At 38.2% G+C, this 14,240-nt stretch carries 11 protein-coding genes; 5 read left to right on the top strand and 6 right to left on the bottom strand.

The window, feature by feature from the left end:
* Positions 1 to 281: 281 nt before the first annotated feature.
* Positions 282 to 1,700, top strand: a complete 1,419-nt coding sequence (gene aspA / locus F931_RS09080; RefSeq protein WP_025470306.1) for an aspartate ammonia-lyase — start codon at positions 282 to 284, stop codon at positions 1,698 to 1,700.
* Between the two features lie 54 nt (positions 1,701 to 1,754).
* Here aspA and fatA read toward each other — a convergent pair whose 3' ends face one another.
* Complete coding sequence (gene fatA / locus F931_RS09085; RefSeq protein ID WP_016141087.1) at positions 1,755 to 3,956, bottom strand: TonB-dependent siderophore receptor; 2,202 nt, start codon at positions 3,954 to 3,956, stop codon at positions 1,755 to 1,757.
* Positions 3,957 to 4,473: 517 nt separating this feature from the next.
* On the opposite strand from fatA, the gene pcaT reads away from it, so the two are divergent.
* Both pcaT and chrA read left to right on the top strand, forming a co-directional pair.
* On the top strand, positions 4,474 to 5,760 hold the full coding sequence (gene pcaT / locus F931_RS09090) for an MFS transporter (protein ID WP_016141088.1): 1,287 nt from the start codon (positions 4,474 to 4,476) through the stop codon (positions 5,758 to 5,760).
* Positions 5,761 to 5,944: 184 nt separating this feature from the next.
* A complete protein-coding gene (gene chrA / locus F931_RS09095; protein ID WP_016141089.1) occupies positions 5,945 to 7,291 on the top strand; it encodes a chromate efflux transporter in 1,347 nt (448 codons plus the stop codon).
* Positions 7,292 to 7,367: 76 nt separating this feature from the next.
* On the opposite strand, the gene acpD is transcribed toward chrA, so the two are convergent.
* Complete coding sequence (gene acpD, locus F931_RS09100) at positions 7,368 to 7,976, bottom strand: FMN-dependent NADH-azoreductase (protein ID WP_016141090.1); 609 nt, start codon at positions 7,974 to 7,976, stop codon at positions 7,368 to 7,370.
* Between the two features lie 95 nt (positions 7,977 to 8,071).
* On the opposite strand from acpD, the gene F931_RS21965 reads away from it, so the two are divergent.
* Positions 8,072 to 8,458, top strand: coding sequence for a winged helix-turn-helix transcriptional regulator (locus tag F931_RS21965; RefSeq protein ID WP_016141091.1), 387 nt, complete (start codon positions 8,072 to 8,074; stop codon positions 8,456 to 8,458).
* Between the two features lie 5 nt (positions 8,459 to 8,463).
* Here F931_RS21965 and lumQ read toward each other — a convergent pair whose 3' ends face one another.
* Positions 8,464 to 9,318: a helix-turn-helix domain-containing protein gene (gene lumQ, locus F931_RS09105; RefSeq protein WP_016141092.1), complete on the bottom strand. Its 855-nt coding sequence runs from the start codon at positions 9,316 to 9,318 to the stop codon at positions 8,464 to 8,466.
* 166 nt (positions 9,319 to 9,484) lie between these two features.
* Here lumQ and F931_RS09110 point away from each other — a divergent pair, with 166 nt between their 5' ends.
* The gene (locus F931_RS09110; RefSeq protein WP_016141093.1) at positions 9,485 to 10,402 is read left to right on the top strand and encodes a DMT family transporter; all 918 of its coding nucleotides are present in this window, start codon (positions 9,485 to 9,487) and stop codon (positions 10,400 to 10,402) included.
* A gap of 31 nt (positions 10,403 to 10,433) precedes the next feature.
* Here the strand turns inward: F931_RS09110 and F931_RS09115 are convergent, their stop codons facing one another.
* The 3 genes from F931_RS09115 to F931_RS09125 form a co-directional block, all read right to left on the bottom strand.
* On the bottom strand, positions 10,434 to 11,438 hold the full coding sequence (locus F931_RS09115) for a homoserine dehydrogenase (RefSeq protein ID WP_016141094.1): 1,005 nt from the start codon (positions 11,436 to 11,438) through the stop codon (positions 10,434 to 10,436).
* Between the two features lie 109 nt (positions 11,439 to 11,547).
* Positions 11,548 to 12,339 (bottom strand): sulfite exporter TauE/SafE family protein, encoded by a 792-nt coding sequence (locus F931_RS09120; RefSeq protein ID WP_016141095.1) that lies wholly within the window; start codon positions 12,337 to 12,339, stop codon positions 11,548 to 11,550.
* A 238-nt stretch (positions 12,340 to 12,577) separates the two neighbouring features.
* A complete protein-coding gene (locus tag F931_RS09125) occupies positions 12,578 to 14,233 on the bottom strand; it encodes a bifunctional protein tyrosine phosphatase family protein/NAD(P)/FAD-dependent oxidoreductase (protein WP_016141096.1) in 1,656 nt (551 codons plus the stop codon).
* Positions 14,234 to 14,240: the final 7 nt, after the last annotated feature.

Below are 14,240 nucleotides of genomic sequence, written 5' to 3' on the forward strand. Positions count from 1 at the left end.
TTAATCAGTGTTATATTTTTTAAAGGGATTATTTCAAAAAATTAGATCATTCTTCACTTTATAAAAAAATTATAAAATTAAATTTATCTTAATATTAAGTATTTAATTTAAATAGAAAAATTCCATATGAATTGATGGCTAAAAACGGAATCTCCTAATGCATTCATTGTAAAATTAAAAATTTGATATGCAAAAAATGCATAATTAACTTGATAAATGCATTAGAAGTGAAGCATTTCGAAATCTAATATGAATTATCTTCTTTACTAATTCGAAGTTTAATGATGAACGCTGAAATTACCACCCGTATTGAGAAGGATCTTATTGGTTATAGAGAGATCAATAATAACGACTACTACGGAGTTCAAACATTACGTGCTCTAGAAAACTTTAATTTAACTCAAAGCAAGGTCGGAAATTTCCCTCACCTTATTAAAGCTTTAGCCATGGTAAAGCTTGCTTGTGCTGAGGCGAACTATAATCTTAAAAGCTTAGATCAAACTAAATTTGAAGCGATTGAATACAGCTGTAATCAACTTATTCGTGGGAATTTTCACGACCAGTTCCCGATTGATATGATGCAAGGCGGTGCCGGTACTTCAACCAATATGAATGCAAATGAAGTATTAGCAAATGTGGCTTTAGAATATATGGGACATTCTAAGGGTCAATATCAATATCTACATCCAAATAACGACATTAATATGTCGCAGTCAACAAATGACGTGTACCCTACTGCGATTCGCTTAGGTTTGTTATTAAGTTTAGATGAACTAAATCTTCCTTTTAATAACTTGATTTTAAGTTTCCGTAATAAATCTCAAGAATTTGCTCATATTTTAAAAATGGGTCGTACACAGTTACAAGACGCTGTGCCAATGACATTAGGTCAAGAGTTTGGGGCTTTTGCGGTAACTTTACAAAAAGACCTTGAGCAAATTAATACGCTTATTCCAAATGTTTTAGCCTATATGAACCTTGGCGGTACTGCGATTGGTACGGGAATTACTACAGAATATAGTTACCGTGAACTTGCGATTCAGGCACTTGCAAAAATTTCTGGTAAGAAAATTAAGTCTGCTCCTGATCTAATCGAAGCAACTTCAGATATGGGCGACTTTGTTCTTTTATCTGGTTTATTAAAACGTACCGCAACTAAACTTTCAAAAATTGCCAATGACTTGCGTTTACTCTCAAGTGGTCCGCGTACTGGTATTAATGAAATTAACTTAGAAGCCCGTCAACCGGGTAGTTCGATCATGCCAGGTAAAGTAAACCCTGTTATTCCTGAAGCGATGAACCTTGCTTGCTTCCAGATCATTGCAAATGATTTGGCTGTAACTTTAGCTGCTGAAGCTGGTCAATTACAGTTAAACGCAATGGAACCACTTATTGCATTCAAACTGTTTGAATCTATGGACTTGCTTGGTAAGGCAATGGCCATGTTCCAAAGTAAATGTATTGATACGATTACGGCGAACCCTGAACACTGTAAAGCTTTAGTTGAAAACTCAATTGGTATTGTGACTGCACTTAACCCATACCTAGGTTATGAAACGACAACTCGTATTGCTAAAACCGCAAACGAAACTGGACAAAGCGTATTGGCTCTAGTTCAGAATGAAGGCTTATTATCAGCACAAGTGCTTGATGATATCTTGTCGATTAATAATATGGTTAAACCCAAAATGTCGGCTTAATTCCTGAAATAAAAAAGGAGCTTTTATAAGCTCCTTTTTTATTTGTTCTATATTTTAAAAACTGAAAGTTGTAGAGAACTGAGCTGCACGTGGATTACCTAAGAATAAATAGTCATCACCCATAAATGCACCTACATCACGCCAATATTTCTTATTAAATAAGTTATCAATGTTGAATCTGAAAGTTGTGTCATGCCCAGCAAAATTTGTTTTATAGGCAGCACCAATATTAAAGACGCTATAGCCACCTACTTTTGCAGTTCCCTCTTTATTTGCATATTTACTGCTACTGTATTGCATACCACTCAGTAATCTTAACCCTTCAACAGAAGGTACTTTATAAGATAACTGCGCAGTTGCACGGACTTTTGGAACATTTTGAGTTTGATGACCTTTGTAGCTGTCACTATCAATATCAACAAGACGTGATTTGGTATAGGTAATGCCAGAGCTTACGTCGAGTGTATCTGTTAAAGCGCCCGTTAAACCTAACTCAATACCTTGATTGTGTTGTTCGCCTTGTTCAACAAAATCAAAAGATCCATCTGCATTTACTTTACTGTATTGATTGTCTTGCTTTAAATCAAAAATAGCTGCTGTTAACAAGAAGTTTCGAATTTGTTGTTTAACACCAATTTCATATTGTTCAGAATTTTTAGGAGCAAGAACTTCTAAGGCATTATTAGCAAACCACGGAGCCTCTCCACCATCAGATAATCCTTTGGCATATGAAGCATAAAGATTAGTCGTAGCAGTTGGGCTATACATGAGCGCTAATTGCGGTAAAAACTTATTTAAATCCGTATCTCGGCTTTGCTGCCCCTCTGGATCATAAGCTTGTTCATCAAGATGAATAAGTTTTCCACCTAGTAGAGTTGACCATTGATCGTTAAATTGAACTCGGTCAGAGATTGTAAATGCAGTCTGATCACTTTCTAAAGCTTTGTAACGATCGCCCAAGCTGTCTGATGACGGGCTGTAGTCGATTGTACCTTGATAGATATTTCCTGTTCCTACCAATACATTAAGTGGCGTATGGTGCTTTAAGGTTTTATAAGTACGTTGTAATTCGAAAGCAACCTGATGCTGAACACTAGCAGTATTGAACTGACCATTTAATCCAGCAGCAAACTGGTTAGTAATACGTGTGTCATCTGGGCTGCGGAAGTCATAAATGTCATAGTTACCGTGTTTATCAAAAGTATTACCTAAGCCAGTAACTTCACAAATATCGCTATAACATCCCCACGGGAAAGCACTATTATCATCAATTACAACACGGCTTTGCGATGCACTTAAGCTACCATTCCATTGATCATTAAATGCGTATTGATATTTTAAACTCGCATTTACACTGTTATTTACAACCGGTTTACTCCAAGACTGATAACCCAACAAACGGTCTTGATCTACATTTGTTGGTACTTGTCCATCAAGCAGTTGATAACCCGGTACGGAGCGTTGACTTTGGTGCTGAGACTCAATATCAAACAATAATTTAGAACGCTCATTAATTTTCCAGTCTAAAGCTACTGAACCAAACTCACGCTTACCATTTGCATGATCAACATTTGGATGGATGCTTTCATGCGATAAATTGATTCGATAACCGAAACTATCATTAATAAAGCCGCCGACATCTGTTGCCAGTGTATAACCACCTTCCGAATTTGCATCTACAGTAATGTTTTTAACATTGGCAGGTCTTTTGGTTACATAGTTAACCACACCACCTGGTGTCGACATGCCACTTTGAATCGCAGAAATGCCTTTTAAAATTTCAACTTGCTCTTTATTTTCTAAAGCTACATTTTGCTCGCCACGTATGGTGTGACCGTTAATGAGATAACTTGAACCTAAATCGAGTGCAAAACCTCGTGCTACAAAGTTTGGATAATAGCCAATAGCAGCGTAACCATCTCCCAATGACGAATCATTTTTAACCACATCGGTTAGGGTTTTTGCATGTTGATCTGCTATGCGTTCAGAAGTAATTGTTGTAATAGATGCCGGAACCTTCTTTACATCACCAGTTTGAAAACCAGATAAATTAACTTTCTTTGATGTGTATAGCGCATCATTATTTTGGGTGGCGTTCACAGTAATGGTTGGGAGCTGGGAAACCTCCGCTTCATTTGCATAAACGACAGATGTTATGAGTGCAATAGATGAAGCCAATGCTGTTTTAGAGCATGTCATGAAGTGAAGATTTAACGAACGTCTTTCCATTGAATAACTACCTGCCATACCGTGCATAATTTGAAGCGCTAGAAGTAACTACTGAGCCTATTTTTAGCCACGCAAGAATACCGCTACATATATTGAGAAACAACATATTCTGTATTTTTTCGATTAAGTGAATGTGATACAACTTTTATAGGCTTATCATTATATAAATTTCATGTATTTTCTTAGAAATTGGCGCTATAACTTTTTAAGCATTACCAAATATTCAAAATAAACTTAAGCTAAAAATGGTACTCAACAGGAGAAATAGAACAGAAAAATAATGTTGTTAAATTAGCTTACTGATTTTAAATACTATTAATTATTAAGTTAAGACAAAGGAAGTGTTCGATCATCGGTAAAAATATCATTAAATCGAACAAAAGGACGTAATCTCACTAGAATCGAATTTTAAAATTAGAAAAAATGAAGGGTTAGGAATTTAAGGACATGCTCAGGATTGAGTGATATTTAAAGTTTCATTCTTTTTTTCTATCCAGCATATCTAAAAATTCCTCGTTTTTGTCTGCAAAATGATGGAAGAAATATGACATACACTCAGGAAGAAAAACGTAGCAGAATACGTGGGATTGTAGGCGCAGCCTCTGGTAATTTAGTTGAATGGTTCGACTTTTATATCTATGCAGTATTTGCTGCCTACTTTACTCAAGCTCTAACTGCACCAGATATGGATAGTACGACTAAATCTATCTATGTGTGGGGGGTATTCGCTGCAAGCTTTTTTATGCGTCCTATTGGTAGTTGGGTATTTGGGCGTATTGCAGACCGGCATGGTCGAAAAAAATCGATGGTCATCTCAATTTGTCTTATGGCTTTGAGTTCTTTTTTATTTGCAGCCCTACCTACTTATGACCAAGTTGGCTTATTTGCCCCGTTTCTTTTGCTGGTAGTGCGTTTACTTCAAGGTTTATCGGTTGGGGGGGAATATGGCGCCGTAGCAACATATATGAGTGAATTGGGTTTAAAAGGCCAACGTGGTTTTTACTCGTCTTTCCAATATGTCACCCTATCTGGTGGTCAATTACTTGCCAGCTTACTCGGCGTAATTTTATTAACATTTTTAAGTGAGCAACAATTACATGATGGCGGTTGGCGTATTCCATTTGTTATTGGTGGTTTTGCCGCAATTTTATCTTTACTGGCACGTAGCCGCTTAGAAGAAACACTTTCACATCAAGACAGCGAACGAAAAGAATCTGGGAGCTTAAGAGAGCTCTTTAAAAAGCATTGGAAAACTTTTTTATTGGTGGTGGGTTATACCTCGGCTGGTTCATTAACGTTTTATGTAGAAACTGTTTATTCAAAAACCTATTTAACCAATTTAGGAATGGACGGAAAAACCGTTGGTTATATCATGACCTTCGCACTATTTGTCTATATGTGTGCTCAACCTGTATTTGGCTCAATTTCGGATCGTATTGGGCGACGTTCTTCAATGCTGGCATTTAGCTTATTATCTGCGATTTTTATCTATCCAGTCATGGCCATTGGGATGCCTAATTATATAGATTCGCCGATTATTATTGCCTTGCTACTCATTTTTATGATGATGATTCTGAGTTTCTATACCTCTATTAGTGGTTTGGTAAAAGCAGAAATGTTCCCACCTCATGTACGAGCTTTAGGTGTAGGGTTTTCTTATGCTGTAGGGAATGCGCTGTTTGGTGGTTCTGCACCTTCGGTTGCCTTGCAGTTCAAAGCCGCTGGAATTGAAAACACCTTCTTTATTTATGTGATTGTCATGCTCATTATCTGTTTCTTGTGTAGCCTTGCGCTTCCTAAAAAACCCGATTATTTAGAACATGATCATTAGAAAATAAAAGATAGATATTCTTCTAGAGATTTTTTTAGAAGAATATCTTTTTAAAATAATAAGAAATTCATTTTTATTCTGTATCTTATAGCTGCATAGTGCATCCAACTTATTTAATTCACTAAAAGTAACTAGTTTTTAATGTTCTTGATCCATATGAATCAATTTTTTTGATGGGATAAAAATGGAAAACGAAAAATCCCCTTTACCTGAAAGTATTATTCAAGTCACCTTCTGGCAAGCTTTTTTATTTTGGCTCAAGCTTGGTTTTATTAGCTTTGGCGGGCCAGCTGGACAAATCGCTGTGATGCATGAGGAACTCGTTGAACAAAAGCGCTGGATATCAGAAAAAAGATTTTTGCATGCCCTGAACTACTGCATGTTGTTACCCGGTCCTGAAGCGCAGCAGTTAGCAACCTACATTGGTTGGCTTATGCACAGAACTGCTGGAGGATTAGTTGCAGGGATTTTATTTGTATTGCCCTCTTTATTTATTTTAATTGGGCTATCTTGGGTCTATATAAAATTCGGAGATGTTCCGGTTATTGCAGGTATTTTTTACGGGATCAAGCCTGCCGTTACCGCAATTGTCTTTCATGCAACATACCGTATAGGTAGCCGTTCACTTAAAAATAAATTTTTATGGTTTGTCGCAATTGCTACGTTTTTTGCCATTTTTGTCTTAAAGCTTCCTTTCCCGCTTATCGTATTATCAGCTGGTATTGCCGGCTATTTAGCGAGTAAAAAGTATCCAGAACTTTTTTCTTCAGTCGCTGGACATAAAGCCAGCCAAAAAGATTATGGCCGAGCATTTATTGATGATGATACCCCAACGCCAGAGCATGCTAAATTCCATTGGTTGCGGTTAGCTAAACTTATTTTTGTGGCAATCGTTTTATGGTTATTGCCAATTTTAGCTTTAGGTACATATTTTGGGTGGTATCACTCTTATACCCAAATGGCTTGGTTTTTTACTAAAGCTGCACTGCTCACATTTGGAGGTGCATACGCTGTTTTACCTTACGTTTATCAAGGTGCTGTAAATCATTTTAGATGGCTTTCACCAACTCAAATGATTGATGGACTCGCTTTAGGTGAAACTACACCTGGCCCACTCATTATGGTGGTTGCCTTTGTTGGTTTTTTAGGGGGTGTTAATCATTCATTACTTGGGCCCGAGCATCTATTTTTTGCTGGAGCACTTGGTGCTGTCATTGTAACTTGGTTTACTTTCCTTTTCTCATTTGTCTTTATTTTTGCTGGTGCACCAGTTATTGAATCTACCCATAATGAAATTAAGTTTACGGCGCCACTTACTGCCATTACCGCTGCTGTGGTTGGTGTTATTTTAAATCTGGCATTATTTTTTAGTTATCATGTGTTATGGCCAGAGGGTTTTTCAGGACACTTTGATGCTGTCGCAGCCATCATTACTGTGGCTGCATTCATTGCTTTATTCCGCTTTAATATTAACGTGCTGTATGTGATTTTTGCATCAGCGCTGATTGGACTAGCCGTCACTTTCTTTTAGTTATTTATTGATTTAGTTTTTTAATTATCCATAGATACAGCCGAACAATGATATTACTGCTCGGCTGTTTATATTTTTAACCCGCTAATTGTGCGATTTGTACTGCTGCATTATCTAAGGCAGCTTGACGTGCTTCTGGGCCGAAAGCGATACCTTCTGCGCGCACAAAAGTAATATCAGTCACACCAATAAAATTGAAAAACGCTTTAATATAAGTTTCTTGATAATCTAAAACTTCGGCTGGTGAACCTGCCGAGTACACTCCACCACGCGAAGAAGCAATAATAATACGTTTCCCCTTTACTAAACCTTCTGGACCGTTTTCCGTATAACGGAATGTTTTCCCAGCAATAGATAGTCGGTCAAGCCATGCTTTTAACTGTGATGGGAAGCTAAAGTTATACATAGGTGCACCAATCACAACGATATCTGATGATAAAAACTCATCCAAATATTGGCTGTTTTGTGCAACACGTTGTTGCGCTGTTTCATTATTAGGTTCTACCCCTTGCCATGCCAAAAACTCGGCATCAGACAAATGAGGAATTGGCTCTAAAGCAAAATCATGATGAATAGTTTCTGCATCTGGATAAGCTGTGTTGAGCTGACGAATAACAGATGAGGTGAGTTGGCGGCTAACAGATTGTTCACCCAAAATACTTGTGTCAATTTGAAGTAGTTTCATCGTTTATACCTACAGTATAAAATTGTTACTTGAACTAATTATGTTACTACTATTATTCTTGTGCACAAGAAGGCACATTTAGGGAACCAAGTAATATGACTGTAACCATACCTCATGATTTACAGAGTTCAGATTGCCAAAGAGTCAGCCAAGTTCTGGCTAGAGTTGGTGAAAAATGGAGCATTCTTATTGTAATGACACTTGCATCACGCCCTCATAGATTTTCTGAAATAAAGAGGAATATCAATGGAATATCACAGCGTATGCTCACCTTATGTTTACGCGGTTTAGAAAGAGATGGATTGGTTAAACGTACAGTCTATCCTGTAGTTCCACCGCATGTTGAATATGAATTAACACCTCTGGGCCATTCACTTAGGGAGCCGGTAATTGCTTTAGGCCAATGGGCACAGCAGCATATCGCGGATATTGATGCGGCAAGAGCTGCATTTGATGCAGCTCAAGATAAACCAATTACATGAGATGCTTAACGTAATTGTGAAGGACTTATGCCATAAAACTGTTTAAAGCGATGGCTTAAATGGCTCGCTGAACTAAAACCACATACAAGAGCAACATCTTGTAAAGAAAGTTGAGATGACTGAATTAAACCTTTTGCCTTAGTTAAGCGCCTTTGCATGACATACTGGTGAGGCGCCATATTCATAGACTGTTTAAACATATGGGCAAAATGATATTCGCTTAAATTCACGACATTTGCTAAATCAGACAAAGTTAATGCTTGGTCTAAATGCCCTTCAATCCAGTCTTGAATATATTTAAGTTTATGAGGCGCCAGCCCCCCTTTAATGACGGGTTGCTGCCACTTCACGTTGCTATATCTTCGAATTAAATGATTCAGCAATAAGCTGGCAGTGGTACTCATCTGTAAATGGTTTGCTGAATCTTTCCAATCACAATCTAGTAAGAAGAACTGATAAAGCGCTCGGATCCTTTCATCATCATTAAAAACGACTTCATTCAATTCAATTTGATTGGGTTCTTTGTCCCATATTTTTTCAGCAACATCACGCAAATGTTGATCGGTATAATACAAGTGGACAAATTTAAGCCCACCTCGTATATCCCAAGTCGACTCCTGATGTTCAGGCAATAAGCAAAAACGACCCGGCCCACCGCCATTTTTCCAGCCCGCAGGTGTTTTTTGATAGCTTTCATAGCCATCTTGAATATACAGACTTAAAGTGTGGTGATCGCTACAGACACTTACACGATCTTGCTGATTAGACCAAAATGCAAGTTGCATATTTTCATCAAGCACCACCGTTTCGTGAAGCTTGGCTTTAGATTGCTGTAGCTGTTCTAAAGTTTGATAGGCCATGCAAAATTAAAACGAATCTCATTGAGCTTAAGTTAACCATATTCAGCAAAATTGAGCTAGTTTAGTTCTATAAAAAACGCAAGATCTTGCATGTAGAACACAAGAATATATACGTGAAAAATTATGCATTCCTAGATACTTAAGCTTGGTAATCGAGGATGAACTTATGAATATTTTACTCTATGTTGCGGTGGTGTTGATTTGGGGAACAACATGGATTGGAATTGCCGTTCAGAGCCATTATGCAACACCCGTCGTCGCGATTTTATGGCGTTTTGCTATTTCAGCCTTATTACTTTGGGTTGTTTTACTATTTTCAGGAAAATTACAGCGAATTGCTTTAAAAGATCATTTGTTTTGTATGCTGCAAGGCCTTTGTGTTTTCGGCCTAAACTTTATTTGTTTTTATACCGCCGTGAAATATGTAAATAGCGGTTTAGAGTCTGTCATTTTTTCGATGGCTGTTTTCTTTAATGCCATTAATGCGCTTATCTTTTTTAAGCAAAAACCTTCACCAAATTTTGGTCCAGCTGCACTTTTAGGTTTAGGTGGTATCGTTTTACTCTTTTGGCATGATCTCATAAATAGCCAGTTTAATGCTCAGTTATTAATAGGTATTGGGCTATGTGCTATAGGCACTTACGGTTTTTCTTTAGGGAATATGATCAGTGTTAGACATCAAAAACGTGGTCTAAATATCTTTTCAACAAACTGTTATGCCATGACTTATGGATCGTTAGTGATGTTAAGTTTAGCTTTATTTACTGGCCAAGATTTAATGCCTCCAATGAATTTCCCATTTTTAAGTTCGGTACTTTACTTGGCTGTATTTGGCACAGTTATTGGGTTCTCTGCTTATTTTTCTTTGGTTGGTAGAATTGGTGCTTCAAAAGCAGCATATAGCACGTTGCTCTTCCCTTTAGTTGCTCTAACTGTTTCTACCTTCTTTGAAGGATATGAGTGGACCTTAAACGCTGTATTTGGAATTTTATTAATCTTACTTGGCAACTACCTAATGTTTAGTAAGTTTGAAATTGGAAAAAAGTTATTTAATAGTCAAAAAAATTGTGAGAAGCAGGCTTAACAGCCTGCTTTTTTATAAATAATAATTAATTTTAGCAGCTCATTTTTAGCATCAACTCGAAATCTTTTAAAGCCGCGGCGGCTGTAGCTAAGGGCGCAGATGCTCCTCCACTTACAACAAGCTCACCCATTTCTTGAGTTAACACTCGAATGCATTTATTAGAACCTTGCAGATGAGCAAAAGGATGATTTGCTGGAACTAATCTTAATTCAACACCTGTTTGAATTTGCTGATTTTTACTATGAATAAAACCCACCAAACGAGGAATTAGATTTTCTTTTTTCCAATCACGAATATGATCAGCAGTCACATGACTGATTCCTTGTCTTGGAATATCTTGAATTTTTACATCAGCTCCCAAAACAGTATTTGCCAATATCGTAATTTTGGCAGCGGTATCCCATCCATCTACATCGAAAGAGCTGTCAGGTTCTGCAATCCCTTTTGCTTGAGCTTTTCCAAGAGATTCTGCAAACGCACATTCATGTTGCAACATATCATTTAAAATAAAATTTGTGGTTCCGGTAAAGACACCTTCTATTTCTAAAATTTGACAGCCAGCCAAGTTATATTCAAATAAATCAACAGTTGGTAAAGCCGCAGCAGTGGCACCACTAAAAAATAGTTTTTTATTGTGCTGATGTGCCAAGTTAATTAATTTTTTACCATCTACGACTAGAGCACCTTTAGATACTGCAATCGCATTCATGTTATGTGTTAAAGCATAATTTAAATAAAATAGTCCTTTTCCACCGGTAACATAGTCACTTGGCCCTGTCTCAATAATGACATCTGCTTGAACCTGTTGTAAAAACTTTTGCTCAGTTAGGCCTGCTTGATACTGTGTTTTATCTAGCCACTTAGCAGCTTGTAAACCTTCTTGATCAATTAAGCCTGATGATGAGTTGCAGACACCCATTAAACGGGCATCAATTTGATATTTTTGTTGATAGTATGCCGATCGATTTAAAAGAAGCTCTGCAATTTGTTGCCCAATCCGTCCAAAACCACAAATTGCCACGTTAATTCGCTTCATATCGCTTTCTCAAAAATTTATATGGTTTAAAGCAAATTTCCAAAGATAATTTTAACATCTCATCTTTGGAAAATTGCTATTTATAGAGATGGTTAAAATACTATATCGTTTAGATATTTGTTAGATTAACAATTTTAATGGCCATATAAATTGCGACAGCAAAAACCATCAAAGCAAAGACTTTTTGCACGATTGCAGACGGAATAAAACGAATAGCTCTGCGTCCTAATAACATACCAAATGCACATGCGAGTGCAAACGCACTGGTAATGCCTACTGGATAGTGAAAACCCTCTGCAATATGCATCACAATACTCATTCCACTAATGAGAAAAATAATCATAAGTGAAGTTGCAACAATGCTATGCATATCCAAATTTGTGACTTTTCTAAGCGCTGGCACAATTACAAAGCCACCACCAACTCCTAACATTCCAGTTAAAAGCCCAGCAATAATCCCAATACTAGCAAGAACGCTTCCCGTTTTAAAATTCCAGATAAAGCGTCCCGTACTTGGGTTGACCTGACACGGCGGGTTATGAAAGTCTGATACTCGGTTACTAATAAGTCGATAGCCCACTGTAAACATGACTAAGCTAAACATTAACATGAGCCACACAGGTGGAATCGCATTGGCTATTAAAATGCCGATATGTGCCATAGGGGCACCAATTAAGGCAATCCAGATTGCAGCACGATAACGAACTATCTTTTTAAATAAACCTTCAATGGTGCCAATGAGTGTAGATAGAGCAACTGCCAACAATCCAATCGGCGCAGCTTGAGCCACACTCCAACCTTGACTGGTCATGAGCGCAGGTACGGCAAGAATACCGCCACCTGCACCAGTGAGACCCAGTAAAAAACCAATCACAATGCCTTCAACGACAAGTAATAACATATCAAAAGCCTAAAATTGCATATACATCGTTTGCAGTAGACTGCTGGTTAATGAGGGAGTAAGTTCTCGTCTTCTTGCGAAGCTTCAACCGCTTCTCAGGACAAAGCGTTGCTTTGTTTATCCTCTTAACTCGAACGTAGTTCTCGTCTTGCGCTCGGGTAAAGATTATTAATCTTTACTTATCCTCTTCCGCTCAAGCACAGCTTTCGCCTTGCGCTCGGACAAAGCGTTGCTTTGTTTACCCTCGCTCAGGTTTGACCATCCATTCGTGGCCTTTGAGCATGCCTTGCCAATAAATCGGCGGTAAAATCTGTTCTTTTAGCAACCATGCTAAACGTGATGGTTTTTGCCCATCGATTACCCATTTCGGAAAACTTGGAAGTAGTTTTCCGCCGTAACCAAACTCAGCTAGAACGATTTTTCCACGCTCTACGGTAAGTGGACATGAGCCATAGCCGTTGTACTCGCAGAAATTCTGCTCACCCTTGAGCTGGGCTATAACATTCACAGCAACGATCGGAGCTTGTGCCCGTGCCGCAGCAGCAGTTTTGGCATTAGGCGCATTCATCACGTCGCCTAAAGCAAAAATATTGGCATGCTGTGTGTGTTGTAAAGTTTGAGGATTCACACTCACCCAGCCTGCTTCATCAGTAAGAGTACTGGCACGAATAAAGTCTGGGGCTTGTTGCGGTGGAACAACATGCAGCATGTCAAAATCTGTTTCGACCAATGCTGCATTTTCATCGTTTACTACCTTAAACCATGCTTTTTTTGCAGGCCCATCTACTTTGACAAGTTGATGGTTAAAGTGCAGTTCAGATCCATATTTTTCGACATATTGCATTAGTGCAGGTACATATTCCTTCACACCAAATAAAACACCGCCGCTGTTATAAAAATGAAGAGAGATGTCTTTAAGTTTGCCTTGCTTTAACCAGTGATCGGCTGAAAGGTACATTGCTTTTTGAGGAGCACCGGCGCATTTAATTGGCATAGGCGGCTGGGTAAAGATTGCCTTTCCACCGTTTAGCTCTTGCACCAGTTCCCATGTGTACGGCGCTAAATCATAACGATAGTTAGACGTCACCCCATTTTTACCTAAGGTTTCAACTAAACCTTCAATTCTATGCCAATTCAGTTTTAAGCCTGGACAGACGACCAGTGCCTTATATTGAATGGGTTGGCATCCTTCCAAAATAACCTGACTATGCTCAGGGTCAAATCCAGCAACGGCAGCTTTCATCCAGTTAACTTTTGAAGGAATCACACTTGCCATAGAGCGTGCGGTTACTTGTGGTTTAAAAATACCAGCCCCTACCATGGTCCAGCCGGGTTGATAATAATGAGTATCGGCTGGATCAATAATGACAATATCTAAATGAGGTTCACGAGACAGTAAGCTCGATGCAACAGAAATTCCTGCAGCCCCAGCACCAACAATCACAACGCTATAACAACGAATAGTGGCTGGTTCATGATCACGTTTTAAAATACGTGGGACTAGGCCTTTTAAGTTAAACCCAAGCGTATTACCCATTTCTACTAATAGCGCTGTATCTTTTGGGTCAACTTCGGCCAAAGCCCATAAACTAATTGCACGCATACCAGAACGGCAATACGCTAAAACAGGTTTTTTGGCATTCTGATAAAGTTGCTTAAACTCGGCAACTTGCTGATCAGTAATTTTTCCACTGGTAACAGGCTGATAAATTACTTTTAGGCCATATTGCTGAGCTGCTTCTTCAATTTCAATTATATTGGGTTGGTCTGCACCTTCTCCATCTGGTCGGTTACATATCAGAGTTTTTACTCCCTGATCTGCAATTTTTGCGACCTCATCGACAGTGATTTGACCAGCAACATAAAAATCTTGATTAAATTGTTTAAGTTCCATATTGCCA

Source organism: Acinetobacter pittii ANC 4050 (genome assembly GCF_000399685.1).
GTDB classification, from domain to species: Bacteria; Pseudomonadota; Gammaproteobacteria; order Pseudomonadales; family Moraxellaceae; genus Acinetobacter; species Acinetobacter pittii_E.

Excerpts from the sequence above, each read along its gene's own strand:
- F931_RS09115 (WP_016141094.1), bottom strand. The coding sequence starts at position 11,438 with ATGAAGCGAATTAACGTGGCAATTTGTGGTTTTGGACGGATTGGGCAA.
- chrA (WP_016141089.1), top strand. The coding sequence starts at position 5,945 with ATGGAAAACGAAAAATCCCCTTTACCTGAAAGTATTATTCAAGTCACC.
- acpD (WP_016141090.1), bottom strand. The coding sequence starts at position 7,976 with ATGAAACTACTTCAAATTGACACAAGTATTTTGGGTGAACAATCTGTT.
- aspA (WP_025470306.1), top strand. The coding sequence starts at position 282 with ATGATGAACGCTGAAATTACCACCCGTATTGAGAAGGATCTTATTGGT.
- F931_RS09125 (WP_016141096.1), bottom strand. The coding sequence starts at position 14,233 with ATGGAACTTAAACAATTTAATCAAGATTTTTATGTTGCTGGTCAAATC.
- F931_RS09110 (WP_016141093.1), top strand. The coding sequence starts at position 9,485 with ATGAATATTTTACTCTATGTTGCGGTGGTGTTGATTTGGGGAACAACA.
- pcaT (WP_016141088.1), top strand. The coding sequence starts at position 4,474 with ATGACATACACTCAGGAAGAAAAACGTAGCAGAATACGTGGGATTGTA.
- lumQ (WP_016141092.1), bottom strand. The coding sequence starts at position 9,318 with ATGGCCTATCAAACTTTAGAACAGCTACAGCAATCTAAAGCCAAGCTT.
- F931_RS21965 (WP_016141091.1), top strand. The coding sequence starts at position 8,072 with ATGACTGTAACCATACCTCATGATTTACAGAGTTCAGATTGCCAAAGA.
- fatA (WP_016141087.1), bottom strand. The coding sequence starts at position 3,956 with ATGCACGGTATGGCAGGTAGTTATTCAATGGAAAGACGTTCGTTAAAT.
- F931_RS09120 (WP_016141095.1), bottom strand. The coding sequence starts at position 12,339 with ATGTTATTACTTGTCGTTGAAGGCATTGTGATTGGTTTTTTACTGGGT.